Origin of the sequence: Methylocapsa sp. S129 (assembly GCF_009765995.1) — a bacterium.
In the GTDB taxonomy this organism is placed as follows: Bacteria; Pseudomonadota; Alphaproteobacteria; order Rhizobiales; family Beijerinckiaceae; genus Roseiarcus.
The window spans coordinates 1-23,444 of the sequence record NZ_LMUI01000020.1; the positions used below are offsets into that span (position 1 = coordinate 1).

General features: G+C 60.9%; 24 protein-coding genes. 6 read left to right on the forward strand and 18 right to left on the reverse strand.

The genetic code is table 11. From position 1 onward, the window contains the following. Positions 1–54 precede the first annotated feature (54 nt). Entirely contained in the window at positions 55–606 is a 552-nt protein-coding gene (locus tag GSQ90_RS12710) for a metallophosphoesterase (protein WP_158815216.1), read from the reverse strand. A gap of 92 nt (positions 607–698) precedes the next feature. After that, positions 699–923, reverse strand: a complete 225-nt coding sequence (locus GSQ90_RS12715) for a hypothetical protein (RefSeq protein ID WP_158815217.1) — start codon at positions 921–923, stop codon at positions 699–701. Between the two features lie 86 nt (positions 924–1,009). Between GSQ90_RS12715 and GSQ90_RS12720 the strand changes: the two genes are divergently transcribed. The 5 genes from GSQ90_RS12720 to lpdA all read left to right on the forward strand — a co-directional run bounded on the left by GSQ90_RS12720 (position 1,010) and on the right by lpdA (position 6,431). Next, positions 1,010–1,267 (forward strand): hypothetical protein, encoded by a 258-nt coding sequence (locus tag GSQ90_RS12720; RefSeq protein ID WP_158815218.1) that lies wholly within the window; start codon positions 1,010–1,012, stop codon positions 1,265–1,267. A gap of 206 nt (positions 1,268–1,473) precedes the next feature. Further along, entirely contained in the window at positions 1,474–2,706 is a 1,233-nt protein-coding gene (locus GSQ90_RS12725; protein ID WP_158815219.1) for a 3-methyl-2-oxobutanoate dehydrogenase (2-methylpropanoyl-transferring) subunit alpha, read from the forward strand. A gap of 1 nt (position 2,707) precedes the next feature. Beyond that, entirely contained in the window at positions 2,708–3,727 is a 1,020-nt protein-coding gene (locus GSQ90_RS12730) for an alpha-ketoacid dehydrogenase subunit beta (RefSeq protein ID WP_158815220.1), read from the forward strand. After that, positions 3,724–5,025: a dihydrolipoamide acetyltransferase family protein gene (locus tag GSQ90_RS12735; protein WP_158815221.1), complete on the forward strand. Its 1,302-nt coding sequence runs from the start codon at positions 3,724–3,726 to the stop codon at positions 5,023–5,025. Before GSQ90_RS12730 ends, GSQ90_RS12735 begins: the two co-directional genes overlap by 4 nt. Continuing rightward, complete coding sequence (gene lpdA / locus GSQ90_RS12740) at positions 5,022–6,431, forward strand: dihydrolipoyl dehydrogenase (RefSeq protein ID WP_158815222.1); 1,410 nt, start codon at positions 5,022–5,024, stop codon at positions 6,429–6,431. Before GSQ90_RS12735 ends, lpdA begins: the two co-directional genes overlap by 4 nt. A gap of 27 nt (positions 6,432–6,458) precedes the next feature. Here lpdA and hemF read toward each other — a convergent pair whose 3' ends face one another. The 7 genes from hemF to GSQ90_RS12775 all read right to left on the reverse strand — a co-directional run bounded on the left by hemF (position 6,459) and on the right by GSQ90_RS12775 (position 13,449). Further along, positions 6,459–7,373 (reverse strand): oxygen-dependent coproporphyrinogen oxidase, encoded by a 915-nt coding sequence (gene hemF, locus GSQ90_RS12745; protein WP_158815512.1) that lies wholly within the window; start codon positions 7,371–7,373, stop codon positions 6,459–6,461. Between the two features lie 2 nt (positions 7,374–7,375). Beyond that, positions 7,376–8,422 (reverse strand): uroporphyrinogen decarboxylase, encoded by a 1,047-nt coding sequence (hemE, locus tag GSQ90_RS12750; RefSeq protein WP_158815223.1) that lies wholly within the window; start codon positions 8,420–8,422, stop codon positions 7,376–7,378. Between the two features lie 97 nt (positions 8,423–8,519). Then, a complete protein-coding gene (locus tag GSQ90_RS12755) occupies positions 8,520–8,906 on the reverse strand; it encodes a cytochrome c family protein (protein ID WP_158815224.1) in 387 nt (128 codons plus the stop codon). Positions 8,907–8,983: 77 nt separating this feature from the next. Beyond that, the gene (gene hemA, locus GSQ90_RS12760) at positions 8,984–10,285 is read right to left on the reverse strand and encodes a 5-aminolevulinate synthase (protein ID WP_158815513.1); all 1,302 of its coding nucleotides are present in this window, start codon (positions 10,283–10,285) and stop codon (positions 8,984–8,986) included. 206 nt (positions 10,286–10,491) lie between these two features. Then, positions 10,492–11,412: a hydroxymethylbilane synthase gene (gene hemC, locus GSQ90_RS12765; protein WP_158815225.1), complete on the reverse strand. Its 921-nt coding sequence runs from the start codon at positions 11,410–11,412 to the stop codon at positions 10,492–10,494. A 195-nt stretch (positions 11,413–11,607) separates the two neighbouring features. Next, positions 11,608–11,964 (reverse strand): response regulator, encoded by a 357-nt coding sequence (locus tag GSQ90_RS12770; RefSeq protein WP_158815226.1) that lies wholly within the window; start codon positions 11,962–11,964, stop codon positions 11,608–11,610. 6 nt (positions 11,965–11,970) lie between these two features. Further along, entirely contained in the window at positions 11,971–13,449 is a 1,479-nt protein-coding gene (locus GSQ90_RS12775) for a sensor histidine kinase (RefSeq protein ID WP_371418373.1), read from the reverse strand. Between GSQ90_RS12775 and GSQ90_RS32385 the strand changes: the two genes are divergently transcribed. Then, entirely contained in the window at positions 13,385–13,714 is a 330-nt protein-coding gene (locus GSQ90_RS32385) for a hypothetical protein (RefSeq protein WP_246731610.1), read from the forward strand. The two genes, GSQ90_RS12775 and GSQ90_RS32385, sit on opposite strands and share 65 nt — an antisense overlap. 215 nt (positions 13,715–13,929) lie before the next feature. Here GSQ90_RS32385 and GSQ90_RS12780 read toward each other — a convergent pair whose 3' ends face one another. From GSQ90_RS12780 to GSQ90_RS12820, 9 genes are all read right to left on the reverse strand, one after another. Further along, positions 13,930–14,907, reverse strand: a complete 978-nt coding sequence (locus GSQ90_RS12780; RefSeq protein ID WP_158815228.1) for a type II secretion system F family protein — start codon at positions 14,905–14,907, stop codon at positions 13,930–13,932. Between the two features lie 15 nt (positions 14,908–14,922). Then, positions 14,923–15,882 (reverse strand): type II secretion system F family protein, encoded by a 960-nt coding sequence (locus GSQ90_RS12785; RefSeq protein ID WP_246731578.1) that lies wholly within the window; start codon positions 15,880–15,882, stop codon positions 14,923–14,925. 25 nt (positions 15,883–15,907) lie between these two features. Beyond that, complete coding sequence (locus GSQ90_RS12790; protein ID WP_158815229.1) at positions 15,908–17,338, reverse strand: CpaF family protein; 1,431 nt, start codon at positions 17,336–17,338, stop codon at positions 15,908–15,910. Between the two features lie 159 nt (positions 17,339–17,497). Then, positions 17,498–18,724: a CpaE family protein gene (locus GSQ90_RS12795; protein WP_174247482.1), complete on the reverse strand. Its 1,227-nt coding sequence runs from the start codon at positions 18,722–18,724 to the stop codon at positions 17,498–17,500. A gap of 48 nt (positions 18,725–18,772) precedes the next feature. After that, positions 18,773–19,504 carry a CpaD family pilus assembly protein gene (locus GSQ90_RS12800; protein ID WP_158815231.1) on the reverse strand — a complete coding sequence of 244 codons (732 nt, stop codon included), beginning with the start codon at positions 19,502–19,504 and terminating at the stop codon, positions 18,773–18,775. Positions 19,505–19,555: 51 nt separating this feature from the next. Next, positions 19,556–21,076 (reverse strand): type II and III secretion system protein family protein, encoded by a 1,521-nt coding sequence (locus GSQ90_RS12805; RefSeq protein WP_246731580.1) that lies wholly within the window; start codon positions 21,074–21,076, stop codon positions 19,556–19,558. Positions 21,077–21,124: 48 nt separating this feature from the next. Next, positions 21,125–21,937 carry a Flp pilus assembly protein CpaB gene (gene cpaB / locus GSQ90_RS12810; protein WP_158815232.1) on the reverse strand — a complete coding sequence of 271 codons (813 nt, stop codon included), beginning with the start codon at positions 21,935–21,937 and terminating at the stop codon, positions 21,125–21,127. 354 nt (positions 21,938–22,291) lie between these two features. Further along, positions 22,292–22,810, reverse strand: a complete 519-nt coding sequence (locus GSQ90_RS12815) for a prepilin peptidase (protein ID WP_158815233.1) — start codon at positions 22,808–22,810, stop codon at positions 22,292–22,294. 212 nt (positions 22,811–23,022) lie between these two features. After that, positions 23,023–23,187, reverse strand: coding sequence for a Flp family type IVb pilin (locus GSQ90_RS12820; RefSeq protein WP_174247476.1), 165 nt, complete (start codon positions 23,185–23,187; stop codon positions 23,023–23,025). Between the last annotated feature and the right edge of the window lie 257 nt (positions 23,188–23,444).

Genomic DNA, 23,444 nt, shown 5'->3' on the forward strand with positions numbered 1-23,444 from the left:
GCCATCCCAATAGCCAAATCGACGATCTCTTGCCCTGGGCCTACGCCCCCGCCATCAAAGCCGTGGCCTGAGAACATCGCTTACAACAATATGCAAAGCGCCGTATCCTTCAGCGGAGCCCTCGCCATATCGCTTCCAAATGAGCGTGTGCTTGCTTTGCTGATCTAATGGAACGCCCTCCTCCATACCGGCATGCACATAGACGCGGTGCTGATCTCTATGAAAGAGCGGTAGGGCCTGCATCCACGCCACATGAGCCGGTTCAACCATGGAGAAGTCGAGCATTGAACCCGTTTTGGAGCCATAGGATCTCAGCGTCGCCTCTCCGCCGTTGCGAAGCCACTGGCGTATCTTGAGCCAATTCTGCGAAGCCTGAATCAGCATGTCCTCGTGGTTTCCAAGGAGGCATATCCATTTCCACCCCGTCGAGGGCCCGGCGATGAGACGTTCGATGACTTCTCGACTTTGTGGACCTCGATCTATGTAGTCGCCCGTGAAAACTACCGAGCCGGCTTCGTTCTTCTCAATGCTGGAAAGGGCGAGTTTGAGAAGATCGAAACGCCCATGAAGATCGGGAACGACATAGGTCCTGCCAGATGCGCCCACGGAATAAGTCCATCGCCGGTTCAAAGGTCCCATCTCAGCGCGCCATCCGCTGCCGAATAGCGCCAATCAGACGCCGAATAATCGATGCGAAACTACTCGGCTTTCTTGGGTGGGACAGTTTCCCTTCCAGAAAGAGACTGCTCCTGTTGCATATGCTTTACGATTGCAGCCGCCAGTTCCATCGCGACAGCTCCAGACATCACCAAAGACTCCTGGTCCTCCGATGTCAGAACTTCGATCGCGATGCTGCCAGGATGAGTGTCTGAAGCTGGCGCTGTAACGATGGGCCCGATGCCGGTGATGCGCATTTCATCCATGGGGCTCTATCTCCTTCTTCGCCATCAATCGGCCTTGGAAAACACTCTTGCTGCCGTCTCGTATTTCTCTGGAGACGGGAGAAACCATGAAAGACAAAACAACTATAATCGGCCAAATTATTGGCGTTATGCGAGACCATTGGGATTTGCCAGCCGATTGCAACGAAGGCGAATTGTTCGCCTACGCGGAAATTCTCTTTGATCGGATGAGCGCCGGGGAAGACCTGGAGGAGCTTTGTTCTTACCTTGCCGATGTGCAAGTCGAGAAGCTCGAAATGCCACCGTCCGAGTCCTACCGTGAGATCGTCAGTGGGTCGATCGCTCTCGTCCGAAATTCGGGATGATTGTTTGACCACATCCATCAGTTGACTAACGAACTCGCCAATCGGAGATCATACCCGTTTCATTGAGTGCGGCTAATCGATCGCCGTTTTGATCGCCGCCGAGCCGCGGCGGCATCGCGGATATTTTGAGGCGGCCGCGCTTAGTGTAGATACACAAGCTGAGCAATGTTTCCAGGAAACGCAGCCCAAACGGCGCCGGAGGCCATTTGACCCCGCATTCCCCTCTCAGCCTGCACATTCCGGAACCACGCTTTCGTCCCGGCGAAAAACCCGATTTCAGCGATCTGCGGACGTCCGCGCCGGGCGAAGTGCGTCGGCCTGAGGTGGACGCGCCGGCTGCGGAATTTCGCGATCTGGCCGAAAGCCTCGTCCGGGTTCTCGATGAGAAAGGCGGAGCGGTGGGGCCATGGGACCCGAAGCTTGAGCCCGAGCGGCTGCGGCTCGGCCTGCGCCATATGCTGCTGACGCGGGCCTATGACGAACGCATGATGCGCTCGCAGCGACAGGGCAAGACGACCTTCTATATGAAGAGCACGGGCGAAGAGGCTGTGGCCGTCGCCCAGGCGATGGCGCTCGACAAGGGCGACATGCTGTTCCCGACTTATCGCCAACAAGGCCTCCTCATCGCTCGCGATTGGCCGATCTTTGAAATGGCTTGCCAAGTCTATGGCAACGCTGTCGACCGGTTGAAGGGACGTCAATTGCCGGTGATGTATTCGGCGCGTGAGGCCGGTTTTTTCACCATTTCGGGCAATCTGGCCACCCAGTTCATCCAGGCGGTCGGCTGGGCGATGGCGTCGGCCTATAAAGGCGATACGCGCATCGCGGCTGGCTGGATCGGCGACGGGTCGACGGCGGAGGGCGATTTTCACTATGCGCTGACATTCGGGGCGGTCTATCGCGCGCCGGTCATTCTCAACGTCGTCAACAACCAATGGGCGATCTCCAGCTTCAACGGCCTGGCGGGCGGAGAGACCGCCACTTTCGCCTCGCGCGCGATTGGTTATGGACTGCCGGGCCTGCGGGTCGACGGCAATGATTTTCTCGCGGTGACCGCCGTGACGCAATGGGCGGCCGAGCGCGCGCGGCGCAATCTCGGACCCACCCTCATCGAGCTTGTCACTTATCGCGCGGCCGCGCATTCGACGAGCGACGATCCGAGCAAATATCGCCCTGCGGATGAAGGAAGCTACTGGCCGCTCGGCGATCCGATCGAACGGCTCAAGGACCATCTGATCGCCGTCGGACAATGGTCGCCCGAGCGCCACACGCAACTTGCCGCCGAAGCCGAGGAAACGGTTCTCGCCGCCGTTAAGGAGGCGGAAGCGGTCGGGATTATGGGCAGCGGCCGGCGTCATAGTCCGGCGACGATGTTCGACGACGTCTACAAAGTCATGCCATGGCATCTGCGCGGTCAGCGCCAGGAATTGGGGTTCTGACATGTCTCAGATGAATATGGCGCAGGCGCTCAATTCGGCGATGGATGTGATGCTCGGCCGCGATCCCGACGTGCTCGTCATGGGCGAGGATGTCGGCTATTTCGGCGGCGTGTTTCGCTGCACCGACGGCCTGCAGCGCAAATATGGCGCGCGGCGCGTGTTGGATACGCCGCTCACCGAAGGCGGCATTGTCGGCGCGGCCCTTGGCATGGGCGTTTACGGCTTGCGGCCGGTCGTCGAGATTCAATTCGCCGACTACGCCTATCCTGCTTTTGACCAACTCGCTTCCGAGGCCGCCCGCTTGCGTTATCGTTCGGCGGGCGAGTTCTGGGCGCCGCTCACCGTGCGCACGCCTTACGGTGGGGGCATCTTCGGCGGGCAGACGCACAGCCAGAGCCCCGAGGCCCTGTTCACCCATGTCTGCGGCCTCAAGACGGTCATTCCGTCCAACCCCTACGACGCCAAAGGGCTTTTGATCGCCTCCATCGAAGACGACGATCCGATCATTTTTCTCGAGCCCAAACGCCTCTATGCCGGACCGTTCGACGGCCATCATGACCGGGCCGCCGCGTCCTGGGCCGGCCATCCCTTGAGCGAAGTGCCGCAAGACCACTACAGCGTCCCGCTGGGCAAGGCGGCGGTTGTCCGCGAGGGCGGCGGCGTCACGGTTCTCGCCTATGGCACGATGGTTCACGTGGCGCTCGCCGCCGCTGAGGAGACCGGCGTCGACGCCGAAGTGATCGATCTGCGCACGCTTGTGCCTGTCGATCTGGAGACGATCGCCGCCTCGGTCGCCAAGACGGGCCGTTGCGTGGTGGTCCACGAAGCGACCCGCACGGGAGGCTACGGCGCCGAGCTCGCGGCTCTTGTCCAGGAGCATTGTTTCTACGCACTGGAAGCGCCGATCGCGCGCGTGACGGGATGGGACACGCCGTACCCCTATGCGTTCGAATGGGATTATTTCCCCGGACCCAAACGCATTGGCGAGGCTCTCGTCAGGACAATGGACGCCCGCGCATGAAATATGTGCTCAAGACGCCGGATCTAGGTGAAGGGACCACGCAGGCGGAAATCGTCGAATGGCGCGTCAAGGTCGGCGATTTCGTTCGCGAGGACCAGCCGCTCGCCGATCTGATGACGGACAAGGCGACGGTGGAGGTTTCGTCGCCTGTACATGGAACGATCGTCGCATTGCGCGGGGCGCCCGGCGAGACGATGGCGGTCGGCTCCGAACTGGTTGTCTTCGATGTCGCCGGCAATGGGGCGAGCGAGGAAAGCGCGGCGGTGGAACCCAAGACGACGCATGCGCCGGAAAGCGAAGCGACGGCGGCGCCTGTCTTCGCGCCAACGCCGCCCGTTGCGCCGCCGCCCAATGTCAGGAGCGCCGGGCCTCAGGCCGCCTCCGGCGCGCCAGCGTTTGCGACGCGAACGCCAGGTGAAAAACCGGTCGCATCGCCGGCCGTTCGTCGTAGGGCGGCCGAGCTTGGCGTGGCGCTCGCCTTCGTGCCGGGCACCGGTCCCGGCGGCCGCATCGTGCAGGAAGATCTCGACGCCTTCCTTGCCTCCGGAGGCGCGAACGCCAGTTCCCGTGCAGGTCATGCGCCGCTCGACGACGGCGTCGAGGAGATCAAGATCATCGGCCTGCGCCGCAAGATCGCCGAGCGGATGCAGGACGCCAAGCGTCGCATCCCGCATATCGCCTATGTCGAAGAGCTCGACGTTACAGCGCTGGAAGACTTGCGCCAGCATTTGAATGCGCAGTACGGGGCGACGCGCGCCAAGCTCAGCCTGTTGCCGTTCCTGATGCGCGCGATGGTCCAATCCATCGCAAAATTTCCGCAGGTCAATGCGCATTTCGACGATGCGGCGGGCGTGGTGCGGCGCCATCGCGCCGTTCACATCGGCGTCGCCACGCAAACGCCGGCGGGCCTTGTCGTGCCGGTGGTGCGTCATGTCGAGGCGCTCGACATCTGGCGATGCGCCGAGGAGATCGCTCGTCTCGCCAATGCGGCCAGAGACGCCAAAGCCTCGCGCGAGGAACTGACGGGCTCGACTATCACCGTCTCGAGTCTGGGCGCCCTTGGCGGCATCGTTTCAACCCCGGTGATCAATTCGCCGGAAGTTGCGATTGTCGGCGTCAACAAAATCGTCGAGCGGCCGGTCGTTCTGCGCGGCCAGATTGTAGTGCGCAAAATGATGAACCTGTCGTCTTCCTTCGATCATCGCATCGTCGATGGCTGGGACGCCGCGTCCTTCATTCAAGAGATCAAGGCGCGTCTTGAACAGCCTGCGCTCCTGTTCATGGACGATCCACGATGAAAAGCATCGCGACAAAAGTTCTGGTCGTCGGCGGCGGTCCCGGCGGCTATGTCGCCGCGATCCGCGCCGGGCAGCTTGGTCTCGATGTGACGCTGGTCGAGAGCGTTCGCCTTGGCGGAACCTGCCTCGTGCGCGGCTGTATTCCGTCTAAGGCGCTGATCCATGCTGCGGGACAATTCGAGGCGATGACGCATGCGGTCGGCGGCAACCGCTTCGGCATCAGCCTGTCGGCGCCACCGAGCCTTGATTTTGGCGAGACCATCCGCTGGAAGGACGCGATCGTCGCCAGGCTCAGCAATGGCGTCGGCGCTCTGCTAAAACGCGCCAAGGTCAAAGTGGTGAACGGCTGGGCGACATTCTCGGATGCGAAAACCTGCGAGGTCGCGACGGCTGAGGGAAAGGTCGCGATAACAGCCGAACATGTCGTTCTCGCCAATGGTTCGGAACCGGTGGAATTGCCGTTTCTTCCCTTCGGCGGCCCGGTCCTTTCCTCGACCGAAGCGCTGTCGCTATCGGCGCCGCCCAAGCGCCTTGTCGTCGTCGGGGCCGGCTATATCGGCGTCGAGCTGGGGACGGCGTTTCGCAAATTGGGGTCGGAGGTCACGCTTGTCGAAGCTTTGGACGATATCTTGCCCGCGTTCGATCGCGAGCTTGCCGCGCCGGTGAGCAAATGGCTGTCGCGCGCCGGCGTCACAGTGTTGACGGGCGCCAAGGCGAAAGCTCTCGTTCAGAAAAGCGGGGGCCATGCGTTGGCGATCGAAACGCAAGATGGCGAAAAGACGGAGCTGCCGGCCGACGCGATTCTGGTGACGGTCGGTCGCAGGCCCTTGACCAAGGGCTGGGGTCTGGAGGCGATGGCGGTCGACCTCGACGGCCCGTTCGTCAAGATCGACGATCAATGTCGCACGTCGGTCAAAAACGTTTGGGCGATCGGCGACCTTGTCGGCGAGCCCATGCTTGCCCACAAAGCCTCAGCCCAGGGCGAAATAGTCGCCGAAATCATCGCGGGCAAACGCCGGACTTTTGATCCCGCTGCGATACCAGCGGTCTGCTTCACCGAGCCGGAAATCGTCAGCGTCGGCCTGAATTCCGCTGAGGCGGCTGCGAAGGGCATCGCCATCATCGCCGGACAATTCCCATTTTCGGCGAGCGGACGCGCTTTGTCGATGGATGCGGGAGGCGACGAAGGGTTCGTTCGCGTGATCGCGAGGGCCGACAATCGGCGCGTTCTCGGCGTTCAGGCGGTGGGCGCGCATGTCTCGGAAATGTCGGGCGAGTTCACGCATGCGATCGAAATGGGGGCCGTCATCGACGATGTCGCGGGCACGATCCACGCGCATCCGACTTTGAGCGAAGCCTTCGGCGAGGCTGCGATGCGCGCGATCGGCATGGCGATTCATATCTGATGAAAGCGATTGTCGCGCGATGTGCGCCTATGGCCAGCGGGCGAGCGGGGGCATCGACGACAGGATGGAATCGACGTTGCCGCCGGTCTTCAATCCGAAGATCGTGCCGCGATCGTAGAGAAGGTTGAACTCGACATAGCGGCCGCGCCGCACGAGTTGCTCCTCGCGGTCAGCGGGCGTCCAGGCCGTCGCAAAATTCCGCCGCACGATGTCAGAATAGACCGCGACGAAACTCCGGCCGACGTCGCGCGTGAAGGCGAAATCCGCGTCCCACGCTGAATTTTCCTCGTCGCTCGCGCTGTTGAGATAGTCAAAGAAAATACCGCCGACGCCGCGGGGTTCGTTGCGATGCTTGAGAAAGAAATATTCCTCGCACCACGCCCGGTATTTCTCATAGGACGCGACATCGGCATGACGTTCGCAAGCGCCGCGCATCGCGTCATGAAAGGTCAGAGCGTCGGAATCCTGCTGGTTCCTGCGCCGGTCGAGCACAGGCGTCAAATCGGCGCCGCCGCCCAGCCACGCTTTCGACGTCACGACGAATCTTGTGTTCATGTGGACGGTGGGAACGTTCGGATTCCAGGGATGCGCGATGACCGAAACGCCCGAAGCCCAGAAGTGGGGGTCCACGTCGGCGCCGGGAATCTGCCTGGCGAATTCCGGCGAGAATGTTCCAAAAACAGTCGAACTATGCACGCCCATCTTCTCGAAGACGCGCCCGCTTAGCATCGCCATGCGGCCGCCGCCGCCGGGTTCGCCGCTATGGTCCGTTCGCGTCCACGGTTTTGTTTCGAAACGACCGGGCTGCGTCGCGCCATCGGCATAGGGGCCGGGGCAATCGCGCTCGATGGATTCGATGACGCCGATCAGTTCCTGCTGAAGCGCCTCGAACCAGCGGCGCGCCTCGATCTTTCTCTGTTCGTGCGCGGGCGCGTGGGTCATTGTCATCGCGCGCCTCGAACCTGGCTGATGAGCTGCTCCACATGGCTGATCGGCGTCTCGGGGAGAATGCCGTGGCCAAGATTGAATATATGCGGTCGGCCAGAAAAGCCCGTCAATATGCGGTCAACGCCCTCTTCGAGGCCCTTGCCGCCCGCCATCAGCGCGAGCGGATCGAGATTGCCCTGCAGCGTCAGATGGGACGGCAACGCCGCGGCGGCCCAATCGGGCGCGACCGTGGTGTCGAGGCCGATCGCCGCAACGCCATCGAGCGCGGCAAAATTCGTCAGCGAGGCGCCCACGCCGCGAGGAAACGCGATAATGGGCGCGTTTGGCGTTTGCGTCCGAACTTTGGCGATGATGGCGCGGAGCGGCGCAAGACACCAGCGTTCGAGTTCCGCCACGGGCAAGACGCCCGACCAGCTATCGAAGATTTGCACCGCCTGCGCCCCCGCGCGCAATTGGCGAATGAGGTAATCGGCGGAAGCCTCGATCAGCAATGCTATGAGTTCTTGAAACAAGGCCGGATTTCGGTAGGCGAAGAGCCGCGCCGGCGCCTGGTCAGGCGTGCCGCGTCCGGCGATCATATAGCTCGCGACGGTCCAGGGCGCGCCGCAAAAGCCGATCAGAGCGACTTCATCGGGCAGGCTCGCCCGCACGCGGCCTAACGTCTCGAAGACAGGCTCCAGCCGGCCTAGATCGAGGCTGTCGCGCAACGCGCTGAAATCGGCGCGCGATTCGATCGGCTTGAGGCGCGGTCCCTCGCCGGACTCGAAACCGACCTCTTGCCCCAGCGCGTCGGGCACGACGAGAATGTCGCTGAATACAATCGCCGCATCGAAGCCGAAGCGCCGGATCGGCTGCAGAGTGGCTTCCGTCGCGAGTTTGGGCGAATAGCAAAAATCCAGAAACGTCGGCGCTGTTGCGCGAATCTGCCGATATTCGGGGAGATAGCGGCCTGCCTGACGCATCAGCCAGATCGGCGGAATCTCCTGAACGGCGCCGGCGAGCGTCTGTAGAAACTTGTTCGGCGGCGCCGTTGCGACTTTCATCAAGAAATTCCCAGACGCGTGGAGGGACCGACCGCCGATAGCGCGATCCGCACGCCCGCGTTAGCCTGAAACCCGGAATCGGCGCAAGCCGCCAATCCTATTTCGCCGGCGCCGGGAATGTCTTGAGATAGGCGATGACATTGTCGATATCGGCATCGGAAGAAAGGCCGGGAAAGGTCATTTTCGTGCCCGGCACCTTGGCCTTGGGATCCTTCAAATAGACCTTGAGCGTGGCTTCGTCCCAGGTGAGCCCGGAATTCTTGTTCGCATCCGAATAATTATAATCGGGATAGACGCCTGCCGGCCTGCCGACGACGCCTGTGAGCGCCGGCCCCACCATATTCTTGGCGTTGTCGCCGATCTGATGGCAGGCCCTGCATTTCAAAAATACTTTCGCCCCGGCGGCGGCGTCTTGCGCAAATGCGGCGCTGACGGACATGGCGAAGGCGGCGCCGGCGATCAGAACCCATCCAACCGATTTCATGCTTGGCCTCCGGAGGCTATGGCGCCCGCTGTCGGACCGGCGGCGCGATCAATAGCCTGACGCGACAAGACTCGTCTCTACTCCGCCGCCCGCTTCAACTCGGGATAGGTGCAATGAGCCTCGGGCGCCGGCTTTGCCCAACGCAGCGGCAAGACTTGCGTTGGCGCGAAGGGCAGGCCCAGCGTGCGCCAGACGTCGACAAGCGCCTCGACCAATTCTGCGACATGTGCTTCTGTGTGGCGGGGGGTCGGCGTGATACGCAGGCGTTCGGTCCCGACGGCGACGGTGGGATAATTGATCGGTTGGATATAGATGGCGTGGCGGTCCAGCAGAAGATCGCTCGCCGCCTTGCAGCGTCCCGCATCGCCCACCATCAGCGGCACGATATGCGAAAAATTGTCGATGATGGGCAGGCCAGCGGCGCGCAACGCATGTTTGGTCAGAGCGGCCATATGCTGATGGCGCGCGCGCTCCGCGCCCGACGTCTTGAGATGGCGCACCGCGGCGCAAGCGCTGGCCGCGATCATCGGCGGCAATGTCGTGGTGAAAATGAACGACGGCGCGCAGCTCCGCACCGCGTCGACGATGACGGAATTGGCCGCGATATAGCCGCCGAGCGCGCCAAAGCCCTTGGCGAGCGTTCCCTCGATGACATCGATCCGGTCCATCACCCCGTCGCGCTCGCATATGCCGGCGCCGCGCGGGCCATACATGCCGACCGCATGGACCTCGTCGATGTAAGTCAACGCATTATATTTCTTCGCAAGGTCGGCAATCCTGGCCACCGGCGCAATATCGCCGTCCATCGAATAGAGGCTTTCAAAGACGATAAGTTTGGCTCGCTCAGGACCGGCGGCGATCAGCAGTTCTTCGAGATGAGCAATGTCATTGTGGCGCCAGACCTGCTTGTCGCATCCCGAACGGCGCACGCCTTCGATGATCGAATTATGGTTCAGTGCGTCCGACAGGATAAGGCAGTCGGGCAATAGTCCGGCAAGGGTGGAAATACCCGCGAGATTCGAAATCCAACCGGAGGTGAAGGCGAGAGCCGCCTGTTTGCCGTGAAGATCGGCGAGCTCCGCCTCAAGTTCGACGATAGGATGGTGGGTGCCCGAAATATTGCGCGTGCCGCCAGCCCCAACGCCGTGCCGCTCGACGGCGCGGATCGCCGCTTGGACAACTTTGGCGTGGCCACCCATGCCCAGGTAATCGTTCGAGCACCAGATCGTGACTTCGCGCGGCGCTTCGGCCGCGCCTTCGGGCCGCCACAGCGCGACCGGGAAACGCGCCGCGTCCCGTTCGAGATCGGCAAAGCTACGATAGCGGCTCTCTGACTTCAGGCGCGCGATCGCGCGCTCGAAATGCTGCTGATAGTCCATCGCCAGACGCCTCACGTCGCCACTCAATTTAGTATCGCTCTAATATGGCTGAAGATGCGATGCCTTGATACAGGTCAAACAGCCGCATGTTTGACCAGGAACGCCGTACACGATCCGTTCTTCCAGACCAAGTTGGGGCCGAATATCGCCGATTGGGCCGGCATATTGCGAACCAAGGGACGGATTAAGGAAAAACCGCTATCTGATCAACCCAGCACGCCGGCGGGAAGGCGGCTAAGTAGATCATGTCCGGCCTCTGCGCCAAGCTTTCGCGCGTCGCTGGTCGCGCCGTTCATTTCCACTTCAAAAATCTGTGAGCCGTCGGCGCGCAGGACCATGCCGCGAAAACTGATCCGCCCCAAGGCGACGCGCGCATGTCCGGCGATCGGCGTGCGGCAGGAGCCGTCTAGGACCGCGAGAAACGCGCGTTCGGCGGCGAGCGCGTAGCCGGTATCGGCATCGACAATCCGGCCGAGAGCAAGATGCGTCGCCGCGTCGTTTGTGCGCGCGGTCAGTCCGATCGCGCCCTGGCCGACCGCCGGCAAGAAAGTGTCGATGTCGAGCACGGCGGTCGCCCGATGCGCCAGGCCAAGCCTTTTGAGCCCGGCATAGGCAAGTATGGTCGCATCCACTTCGCCGGCTTCCGCCTTGCGCAGCCGCGTCTCCACATTGCCGCGCAGCAGCACGGTCTGGATATCGGGACGCAGCCGACGGACCTGCGCCTGGCGGCGCAGGGACGCGGTTCCCAGCGTCGCGCCAGGGGGCAAAGCGGCGATGCTGTCGGCATGAACGGAAACGAGCGCGTCGCGGACGTCTTCGCGCGGGAGATAGCCGGCGATGGCGACGCCTTCAGGCATGGCGGTGGGCAGATCCTTCGAAGAATGGACGGCGACGTCGATTTCGCCATTCAGCATGGCGGCGTCAATTTCCTTGGTGAAAAGTCCCTTTCCGCCCGCTTCGGAAAGCGGGCGGTCCTGGATCATGTCGCCCGTGGTGCGGATGACGACGATCGCAAACCGGGATTCGTCGCATCCGTTCGCGGCGGCGAGCAGGCGCCGGACTTCATGAGTCTGCGCGAGGGCGAGCGGCGATCCGCGCGTGCCAATCTTCAACAATATTTCAGTCATCTTTCATGGTCCGCGATTGCGCTAAGCAATGACGGCGACAAGCGCGCTATCTGGTCGAGCCATAGCGTTACTGATCATCGTCCCCACATCCCCGCGACAACCCGTCGCGTCGCAGCCATAATTGCCAGCTTCTCACATCATTGCGCATGCGCGAATGCAGCGTTGCTTTGTGAACGGCTTTTCCCACGCTTGGGGCTATTTGATCAACCGTTCCAGCGCCTGCGTGAACTCCTTCATAGAGAAGGGCTTTTTAAGCACCGGCGCATCGCGAAATCCCTCGATAAGCGCGTTCGATCCATAGCCGGTGGCGAACATGAAGGGAACGCCGCGCGATTTCAGAACCTCGGCGATTGGCGTCGTCCGGGCGCCGTGGCCCAGGTTCACATCGAGAATCGCACCATCCAATGGTTCGTCCCTCGCCAACGCCAGACCGCTCTCCAGCGTCATGGCGGGTCCGACCACATCGTAGCCAAGCTCAAGGATCATGTCCTCGACCAGCATGGCCACCATCATTTCATCCTCGACGACGAGCACTCGTCTGCGATCGCTCATTGCGGCCTACCGAGCTGACGAGGAAAGGCCGACATCGATCGAACAGACGACGCCGGAAGCGGAGAATGTAATCTTGGCTTCGCCGCCAAGTTCGCGGGTGAGCCCCCGCTCGATCAGGCGGAAGCCCAGCCCGCGGCGCTCGGACGCGATCACCATGGGTCCGCCCGTTTCGCACCACAGCAACTTCAGGCGTCTCGCCTCGCTCGTGTCGTCAACGCTCCAACTGAGCGAGACCTTGCCGCTTTGCCCCGACAGGGCGCCATAGCTGACGGCGTTGGCGCATAGTTCCTGCAGGGCCAATGAAAGAGCCAGCGCCGTCTTGGGCGTAAGACGGACCGTCGGCCCGTCGATCTCGTGGCGAAGACCATCGGCGTCATGGCCAGCGAGCGCCGCCTCGGCGATGCCGAGCAGGTCCGCCCCTTCCCAGTTCTCAGCCGTCAAAATGTCGTGCGCGCGCGCCAGATTCAGAAGTCGATTTTCCACATCGTCGCGCGCTTGCCGCAGGTCGCTCGTCCCGTGCAGCGTCTGCGACACGACGGACTGAACAGTTGCGAGCGTGTTCTTGACGCGATGATTGAGTTCGTTAATCAGCAACCGCTGTCGCGCAGCCGCATCCTTGTGGAAGCTGATGTCGATCAGCATGTTCACCCCACCTACGAGCGCGCCCGAGGCATCGTGGAGCGGTGTCGGATAGGGCATGAAAGGAACCCGCGTTCCATCGGGACGCTCGGCGATCGCTTCGACATTTCTAATGCTGCGATCCTCTTTCAGAGCCAGCGCCATCGGGCACTGGTCATGCGGCAGCGGCGTTCCGTCGGGATTGAACAGGCGCCAGGAACCGCACCACTCGCTGATTCCCACCTCTGGACGATGTCCCCAAAATTCGACCGCGGCCTCATTGAAGAAAGTGATCCGTCCGCTTGCATCCGTCGTGTAGATCGCAGTCGGCAACGCGTCGAGAAAGTCCTTGAAACGCCGCTCGCTCTCCCGCAGCGCGCCTTCGTCATCTTTGCGCGGCGCGATGTCCCGCATGATGGCGAGTTGAGACGTCGCCTCGAACGCATGCATGAGCGGGACGACTCGAGATTCGTCATTCGCTCCGGGTTTCTGTTCGCGGCCCTTGCGGGCGGTGATGTCCCGAAAGCAGTTGATGGCGCCCTCAACGGAGCCGCGCGCGTCGAGCAGCGGCTCGATGTCGCAGAGCGCGACCACCCGACTGCCATCCGGGCGTTCGATGACGACATCAATATCCCCGACGGGCAGTCCGGTCCGCAACACGTGAGCCATCGGCGTCTCCGCATGGGGAAGATGACGCCCATCCAGATGGTAAAGCCGAGATGAGCCGCAGAATCGATCTTCAGGCGCGTCGAGGCGAGGTCTCCGGTCCCAGAGTTGGATGGCGCGCCGGTTGTATCGAAGAATGACGCCGTCGGACCCGCACAAGCAGACCGCGCAAGGCATCGCATCGAGCGCGGATTGCGCCATCGCAGCGATGGCCTGGAAGGGGGAGCCGCCCTTTTCGCCCTCCGGCTGGAAACTGGCTATTGCCATCAATAACCTCAAATTCCCGACCCGTCGGCGAAAGAATGCTCGAATTCGAAACTCTGGAGCGGATGGATCGTTCCGCGACGTTCCGAAGAAAGATTCGGAACAACTCAGCTTGGAGCTTCATTTTTCCAAAAAAAAGCCATGGGCAGAACGTGCAGAGCGCCGTTTGGTCGCGCGCTCAAATGAGAAATGCGGCAATTGAACCAAACTATTCCATTGTTGGTTAACGGCAGGCGAACGACCTGCGCCGGCTCCGTCAGGATCGCCGGACGCGTTCGTTTGCAGCGAACGCCGCGGATGCGCGCTCTATTTCGGACCGGCTCGCCTGGCGTCGGAAACGTGCGCACGCGGTCGCGCATCAGCCGCCGAACGGCCGGCAGACGCGCGGTTAAGCGTTCCTCGCGTGCTGGCGCCCGCCTAAGTCCAATGATTGATCTGAATGATCGCCGGCGTCAGGATCGCCGCGAACAGGCCCGGCAGAAAAAACAGGATCATCGGCACGGTCAAGGCAGGCGGTAGCGCGGCGGCCTTCTTTTCGGCGGCGGTCATGCGCGCGTCGCGGCTTTCTTGCGCCAGGACGCGCAGCGCGGCGCCGAGCGGCGTTCCGTAACGTTCGGCTTGCACCAACACCGTCACAAGCGCGCGAATGGATTCGAGACCTGTGCGAACGCCCAAATTCTCAAACGCCGTGCGTCGATCTGGCAAAAACGACATTTCGGCGGCCAGGAGCGTCATTTCTTCCGCCATAGGGATCGATTCGGCGCCGACCTCCATACTGACCTTGCGGAACGCATGTTCGATCGACATGCCGGATTCAACGCAAATCAGCAACAGATCGAGCGTATTGGGGTAAGCGCGCTCCATCGACCTCTTGCGCTTGGAAATCGTATTGGACAGAAAGACCTCAGGCGCCTTGATGCCCAGATACATCGCCCCGATGGCGACGCCGATTTTCATCAGGACAGGCTTATCCCACTGAAGAATCACGAACATATATAGCAGAGCGGCGAGAAAGAGCGTGATGGGGGTGACGAGACGGAAGAACAAAAACGTATATTCGGCACCGGCGCCCCGATAGCCAGCCATCGCGAGCTGCTGCTTGGCCCGTTCGGTTCCAAGCCAACTCGCCAAATTCAATCGATCTACGACATCCTTAAAGAGCCGCTTGGGTGCAATACGCAACGCCGCCTTGTTTTGGTTGACCGCGATGCGTTCGCGTTCCCGTTGCCGTATTTTCTCTCTTTCGGTGCTTACCGCTTTCATCCGGCGACCGAGATTATCGGTCTGAAGAAGCGGCATCGCCAACGTCAATACGCTCGCCGCGCAGCCAAGGGCGACCAAAATACCCGCCACGAAATGCCCGTCGCTCAACTTCGCGATAACGAGATCAAGCATTGCTTCGCGTCCCTTTTAGAAGTCGAAAGAGATCATCTTTTTCATCATCGCTATGCCAATTCCCATCCAGACCAGAGCGACGCATGAGACAATGATGCCGTGGTTTGTCGTCCAGAGAAGACTGACGTAGGCTGGGGCCGACATATACAAGAGTCCCACAACGACGAATGGCACCGCGCCGATAATCGCCGCCGACGCTTTCGCCTCCATCGACATTGCGCCGATCTTGCCCTTCATCTTCTTGCGTTCACGCAACACGCGAGAGAGATTGCCCAGCGCCTCCGACAAATTTCCTCCGGCCTTTGACTGGATATTGATGACGATGGCGAAAAAATTGGTTTCCGTGACGGGAACCCGTTGGGCAATCCGGTCGACGGCCTCGCCAAGCGAGAGACCCATCGCTTGCGTTTCGGTAATCATCTTGAACTCGCCCCGCACCGGCTCGGAAGCTTCATTGGCGATAACGCGCATGCAATCGCCAAGCGGCAACCCGGCCTTGACGCCGCGCACGATGATGTCGATCGCGTTAGGAAATTCAGCGACGAATTTGTTGATGCGCCGCTTGCGCAATCGCGCCAAGATGAGGTTTGGCAGGCCAAAGAGGCCGATCAGCGCGGCCGGACCTGAGATGTAGAGACTGCGAGTCGCCAGAAACACCAAAAGCGCGACCGCCAATCCGGAGATCGCCGAAAAAATCATGAACTGCCGGCCGCTGATAAAAAGCCCCGCTTGCTGAATCTTCATGTCGAGACTGAGGCGCGTCTGTCCCCTTCTCTTTTCAAGATCCTTTAGACTGTCCGATATCTGTTTTTTGCGCGCGGTCTTTTCGATCGTATTGTCTTTGGTCTTGACGCCGCCCTTTTGCAAGGCGGCCTGCCGTTTCTGGGCTTTCGAATCACCCGAACTCAGGACGAACGCCAGACCGCCCAGCGTGACGGCGACCAGCCCGGCCATAATCATGGGGTTACTCAACACGGGTCGAAATCCTTCGCTTGACGCATCAGCCGCCTTCCGGAACTTCGGATACGTCGAGAGCCGCCGCCAGTCGCTGCTCCTCGCCGTAATAGCGCGCGCGCTCCCAAAAGCGCGGGCGTCCAATTCCCGTCGAACGGTGACGCCCTTTCAGCTTTCCTTGCGCATCCTCTCCTAACAGATCGTAAACGAATAGGTCCTGGGTGACGATAACCTCGCCTTCCATGCCCATCACCTCGGTAATGTGCGTGATGCGCCGGGAGCCATCGCGCAGGCGCGCGGCCTGTACAATCACATCGATCGACGAGGTGACCATCTCGCGGATCGTGCGAGAAGGCAGCGAATAGCCGCCCATCGTAATCATCGATTCAATGCGGCTGAGCGCTTCGCGCGGAGAATTGGCGTGCAGCGTGCCCATCGAGCCGTCATGACCGGTGTTCATCGCCTGCAAGAGGTCAAAAGCTTCGGGGCCGCGCACTTCGCCCACAATAATCCTTTCCGGACGCATGCGCAGGCAATTCTTGACGAGATCGCGCATCGTGACTTGGCCGGTGCCCTCCAGATTTGGCGGACGCGTCTCCAGCCGGACGACGTGGGGTTGCTGAAGTTGCAATTCGGCCGCGTCTTCACACGTGATGACGCGTTCGTCGGCATCGATATAATTGGTCAGGCAATTCAGAAGCGTCGTTTTACCGGAGCCCGTGCCGCCGGAGATGACGACGTTGCAACGCACTCGGCCGATGACCTTCAATATCTCCGCGCCGGCTGGCGAGATGGCGCCAAAGCGCGTGAGCTGATCAAGCGTGAGCTTGTCTTTCTTGAACTTTCGAATCGTCAACGCCGCGCCGTCGATGGCCAGAGGCGGGGCGATGACATTGACGCGCGAGCCGTCCATGAGTCGGGCGTCGCAAATTGGCGAGGCTTCGTCGACCCGTCTGCCGACCTGGCTGACAATGCGTTGGCAGATGTTCATCAACTGCGCGGCGTCACGGAAGCGGATATTGGTCAATTGGATCTTGCCCGCTACTTCGATGAAGCATTTGGTCGGGCCATTGACCATAATGTCGGCGATGTCGTCGCGAGCAAGCAAGGGCTCAAGCGGGCCAAAACCGAGTACATCGTTGCAAATGTCGTCGAGAAGATCCTCCTGCTCGGCAATCGACAGGACGAGGTTTTTTATCGTGACGATTTCATGGACGATGTCGCGGATTTCCTCCCGCGCGCTTTCCGGATCGAGCTTCGAGAGCGCGGACAGATCGATCGCCTCGATCAGCGCGCCAAAGATCATGCTCTTTGTTTGATAATAGCTGTCGGGGCGCACTTCCGTTTGCGTGTTCTGGGATGGAGCGGAAGTTGAGCGAGCAGGCATCGGGTCGAGCTTCATCGCAGCCGATTCGAGCGCTCGAGCCGGTCCGATAGGTTGCGCGCTAACGCCTGGGTTCGAACGCTTACCGAACATCTCGATCCATCCTTGCGCCTTCGGCTAGTGAATCCAAGCGTATTTGGGTCGATTCTCCAGACCGTACCGGCGCCGCGGCGGCTGTTGCCGCGGAACTGGAAGCCGTGATCGCATTTGCATGGGTCCGCGCCAGGCGGCGAGCGCGCTGAAGCAGGGCGCTCATGCTCTCTTGCGTCCCAGTTTGGCCAGCAAGGGTTCAAACAAGCCGCGCTTCGCCTTGCGGATATCGTTCTTACCGGTGATTGCGCGGGCAAGATCGTTGAATATTTCGGCGATCTTACAATTCGCGTCGATCTCCGCGATCATCTGGCCGTTATTGGCTGCCGCTCCAAATAATTTGGCGTCATGGGGAATCACCGCCAGCGGCTCCAGTTCAACTGTTTTGGTGAAGTCGGCGACTGCAATTTCGGGGCGCTTCAACAGACCCACGCCATTCAGGATCAGTTTTGGCTGATGATCGTTAGGCCGTGCGCTGCGAATGCTATCCAGCATGTTTTTCGCATTGCGCAGATTTGCGAGATCTGGCGCGGCGACAATGATGACTTCATCGGCTCCGACCAACATCCGGCGCGTCCAAGCCGTCCAGGCGTGCGGCAAATCGAGGATGATGCACGGCGTGGAGGCGCGAACGACGTCGATAATGGAATCGAAGGCTGTTTCCGGAAAGTCATACAGGCGGTCGAGCGTGGCTGGGGCGGCAAGCAAGCTCAAGTTGTCGCTGCATTTGGAAAGCAGTCGATCCACCAGATTGGCGTCCACACGGTCGGGCGCGAAAACCGCTTCCGCTATGCCCTGCGGCGGATCTTGGTTGTAGTCGAGTCCCGCCGTGCCGAAGCCGAGGTCGAGGTCTGCGATGATCGTTGACGTATCGAGGCCGCTGGCGATCGACCATGCGACATTGTGGGCGATGGTCGATGATCCGACACCGCCTTTGGCGCCGATGACGGCCACGACGCGCCCAACGGGGCTGGCCCCCGGCGCGGTGTAAAGGTTCGAAACCGCCTGAACGAATTCCATCACGCCGAATGGCGCCACGAGATATTCGCTCACGCCTCGCAACATCAATTGGCGATAAAGGACAATATCATTGACCTTGCCGCATATAATAACTTTGGTGCCCGCGTCGCAGAATTGCGAAAGATCGTCGAGATAGCCGACCAGAGCATTGCGATCATGTGTTGCTTCCAGCACAATCAGATTTGGCGTGGGCGCGCTACGATACGCTTCGACCGCCGCCGGCGCGCCGCCCATGTGCAGTTTGACGTGAGCCTTGTTCATACGTCGATCGGAGATCGCCGCCTGAACGATCGTCGCGACCTCCTGCGTCTCGCAAAAGGCCTGGATCGATATCCTCGGCACTGGGCTGATCTGTTGCACGTTCGGCATTTCTTTCGCTGCGACGCCCACTTCGTCTTCCGCCTGCGCGCGCATCGGTCAGTTCCCCCCAACTTGTCCGATCGCCGTCAATTGAACCTTCCAGTTTGTGCCGGGATCTTGGCCCTGGCGCACGGCCCCGATCGCGCGCAAACGCATCTCTTCGTCGGAAGGGCCGAGGGCGCGCGCACGGGCGAAGTCTCTGGGATCGTCGACTTGAGCCGCCAGCATCGCTTGGGTCGCGCAACCGAAATTCCAATAGCTCTCGTTTTTCCAGCCTTCGAGCGTGGAGCCCGATGCAATGTCGTGCGGCCATTGCCCGCAGCGCGAGACGACCTCGGCCTTCAGGCCCCGGAAGCTCAGCCGGATGGGCGACGCGAGAGAAGGGTCGGCGACGGGATAAGAGCCCAGCCCGATGGATCCCCGCAGACCCGTTGAAGCTAAAACGCGGCGGATGTCGTCAACGGCCGCGCGCGTCCCATATCCGCCAACCGACGGCGACAGGATGACGATCCTCCCACTCCCCATGCTTCGATAGCGAGCCGCGAACGCCCTGATATCGTCGATCGATCCCTTGTCGAGCACGCCCTGGCCCCCAGGAAATATATCGAGCGTCGTGGGCGCTTGCGCGAGCACGATGGGATGGCGATCGTGATAATCGTCCGTCTCATTTGACGTCGCTTCAAGGGAGTCGGTGACGCAACCCGCCAGTGAAATGGCGGCGGCGCCGGCCAGGCAAACCGCCCTCAGCTTTGAGGCTTTCAGCAACGATACGGTCGGATTGAAGGACATGACTGCTTCTCTCTTGATTGTTGCGCCGCGAGGGCGGCCGGCGTCGTCTCGTCAATCGTTGATGAAGCCGACCTTGCCGGAATAGTTTGAGATCGGCTGCGAATTACCCGAACTCGAATAGAGGCGATTCACACGACCCAGAAGCCAGCTCTGCGGATCGGTCGCGTCGACGTAATTGGCGTCGGGCTTGACGATCTCATGAGGATCAATCGCATGAACGATATAAGGCGTCACCATGATCAGCAGTTCAGTTTCATCGCGCTGATAGTCGCGCGAGCGAAAGAGCGCGCCCAGAATGGGCAGGTTCATCAATCCGGGGACGCCGTTGATAGCCTGCTGCGTTTCAGTTGAGATGAGTCCGGCCGACACAATGGAGCCGCCCGAAGGAAGTTCGACAGTCGTCTCGTTCCTGCGGGTTCGGAAAGCGGGCACCGCTGTGCCCAGGACCGTGATTTGTTTCGAATTATCAATGTCCGTCACTTCGGTCGCGACCCGCAATTGGATGCGGCCTTGCGACAGCACAACCGGCGTAAAGTTCAGCGTCACGCCGTAGGGTTGATAGGCGAAAGTCAGGACGCAATTGCCGCCGCCGGTAGGGCACGTTTCACCCGAAGGGACGGGAACCGAACCGCCGGCCAGAAACTTGGCGCTTTCCCCGGAGACGGCGGTTACGGTCGGCTCGGCAAGCGTCCTTGCAACCCCCTGACGTTCGAAGGCCTGCAAGGTCGCGGAGAAGCCTGTGCCGTTGGACTTGGTCCAACCGAGCACGGCTTCTGTGGCCGTAATCGCGCCATTGATGGCGAAAGGATTGTCGACGGTGAAGCTATTGGGCGAATTGCCTGTGCCTGCCATGCTCACGCCGAGCTGTTTCAATATTTCACGCCGAATTTCGGTCACGGTGACGCGCACCGACACCTGGTCCAACCCCCGAATGATTAGCGAGTTGATCACTTTGCCGCTCACCGGCGTTCCCGCGGAAGAAATGCTCACTGACGGTGCCGCTCCGCCTGACGGCGCTCCGGCGGCGCTGGAGCCGCTAGGGGCGCCGCCGAGAACGGAAACGCCAACAAATCCACTCGCGATGTCGAGCGCCTTCTGGGCCTCGCCGGCGGATCCGACCGAGCCTATCAGAATGATCGAATCAGCGACGGTCTTAACCTGAATGTCGTTGCCTGGAAGCGCAGTGCGCAACAATTCTTGCAACTCGCCGATGTCGCGGCCGACCGACACTTCGAAGACAACGATCTGGCGTCCGTCCTTGTCGAGCGCGAAAATACTTGTCTGCCCGTTAGCGATCGCATCGATGTAAAGGCGGCGCGCCGAACGCACGATGGCGTTGGCGACAGCGGGATTGCCGACGAAGATTTCGCTGGCTTCCGCCGGAAGATCGACGATCACCGACTTTCCGACGCCCATCTGCAAATGACGGGCGACGCTTGACGCCCTCACCGTCTGTCCATCAGCCGCGTCGGCGCCCGCGGCGGGCGAGGACAGTTGAGGCGCGATCGCAAGGCTGGCGGCGAGAAGGCCTGCGCGCAGCATCGCGAAACGCTTATCCCGACGACCATTCATCGACCGGCTCTCATTTCGATTTTGTGCTGCGTGAGACACGAGGACCCCTTACCGGCTTGCTTGTTGTGGGGCGCCGGCGCGCACGATCGTCAGGCCGCCCCCTTTGGAGACGCCGAGGTCGCTGACGGAGTCTGTCTTACCTGCGGCGTCCAACATGCTGCGCAGCGTGAGATGGAGATTTCCCGCGCCTCCCATGCGCTGGGCGAGGATAATGAGCTCGGCTTGCTCAGGGGTGAGTTCAAGGGTCGCGTTCGCGCCCAGCGCAGTCCCTTTATCGGCGCCCTTTTCCTGAATGCTTTGCGCAATGGCCAAGACGCGGACATTAGTCAGGATCGTCTGGGCGCCGTTAACCTCGACGCCGCGCGCCTTGGTCTGTTCTTCGTCACGATAGACGCGGATCACGTCGACCCGGTCGTTGGGAAGAATAAAGCCGCCAGCCGTTGCGCCGCCGCCTGGGTCGATATTGATTGCGACCGCCCTCATGCCAGACGGAAGAATGGCCGACAGAAAGCCGGAATTCGGCCCTTTGATGAGCTTGTCGCGCCGCATCGGCTCGCCCTGGAGGAACGATCCCCGAGTCACCGCGCCTTTGACATTTTCGAGGGCTTGCGGGCCTTCGGATTTCTTGATCATGAGTTCCGACAGCGCCTGCGTCGGCCATTTCTGCCAGACGTAGTCCGGCTCAGCCACTTGCGTGCCCATTGGCAAGTCGCGAGCGGCGACCAGAACCTCGTCCGTGTCTATCTTTGGCGCGGCTTGGATGATCTGCGGTGGCGGAGCCTGCCCGGAATTGAACAGAACATAGGCGCCGCCAAAGGCCAGAACTGTAACGCCCAAGACCGCAATTTGAACCCTGTTCATGACGCCAAGCCCTTATCGCGCCGTTTCGCGCAACGTGGACTTGATATGAACAGTCAATCGTCAAATTAGGGTTAATCAGACGTATCCAATCTTCAAAGGCATATGGAAGCGAGGCATTTAAACCCACGGGAGTCTGGCGACCTGCCCAAATCGAGCCGCCGGCGTCGTCGCGCTTTCGCGAAACTGGCAGGTTGCCGCCGCGGACGAAAATCGGGCGGGAGAAGTCCTCATTTGATTCATTTGTCGGGGTATGCCGGGCGATCGCGATAACACGCTGATTATCATAGATAAATTGTCAAAGAGGGCGACCGCTCGCTCTGCCGGCTGGGCGACGGCGATCTCAAATTCTAATCGTCAAATGCCCGCCGCGGCGCGCCAAATCTGCGTCTGCGGGTAGAGAGCAAGGCCCGCCGCCGCCAGGGCGATGCCATAAGGAACGCCGCTTTCTGGATGATGGAGGCGGGCGACCCAATCGAGACGCGCCGCCCAGGCCGGCAATGGCGCCTTACGGCTCAATATCAGCGCGAGAGTCAGGACGCCGCCCAATACAGAAGCAAGCAAACCATAGTCGAGGATCAGCGCCCAGCCCAGCCAGAGCGCGGTAGCGGCGGCGAGCTTGGCGTCGCCCCCGCCGATCCAGCCTTGTGAAAATAGGGCGAATGTCAGAACAAGCACGACCAGCCCACAAGAAAGGTCGATCGCAACCGCCGTGAGGGGCAGGCCGACGGCGACGGCCAACGCGAAATATCCAAGCACCAGAGCGATGCAAACGCGATTAGGAATCGTCATCGTGAAAAGGTCGGACGATGCGGAAAAGGTCATCAGCGCGGGAAACAAAACGAGGGTTGGGAGGAGCAGGAAACTTGCAGCCATGACCCACCACGATTGTTGGAGCGCCCAAAACGCCCGTGCTTAAGGACAAATCGTTGAAGTCCCGTTACCGTCGGTTCGCGTTCCGCGGCCGCTCAGAATGGGACGATTGTGGCCGACGACTTGACGGTCGCCCTCGTCTTGAAAAAATCAGCGCGCCAACGAGGGATGATCCCGTCGGCGCGCCATACATCGTCAAATCGCCTTGGCGGGAATTACTTCAGGTTGCCCGCGACTTCGTTGAAGGTGCCGTTCAGTTTGGTGCCCAAGGCGCCGAGCGAAACGATGATCGCTACGGCGATCAACGAGGCGATAAGGGCGTATTCGATGGCGGTGGCGCCAGATTCATTGGCGACGAACTTCTTGATGGACTTGATCATTATATTTGCTCCTGCTGCGGAATGCTTACTCCGGTTGAGCAAATCGCTTGCCCGTCGGAATACCGAAAACTTACGGTCGCGCCGTTTCGAATGGGTTAATCCGACTGTGTGCAATCGGCGCTGTGCGCGATTGCGTTCCGCTTGGTTAAACGGCATTTAATCGGAATGGAGATTTCCGATACTTTGGCGGTCTGGCCTTTCGATTTTGTTAAGATGATATTGAATGCGCGCACGGGGATGTCGCCGTTGCGTGCGGC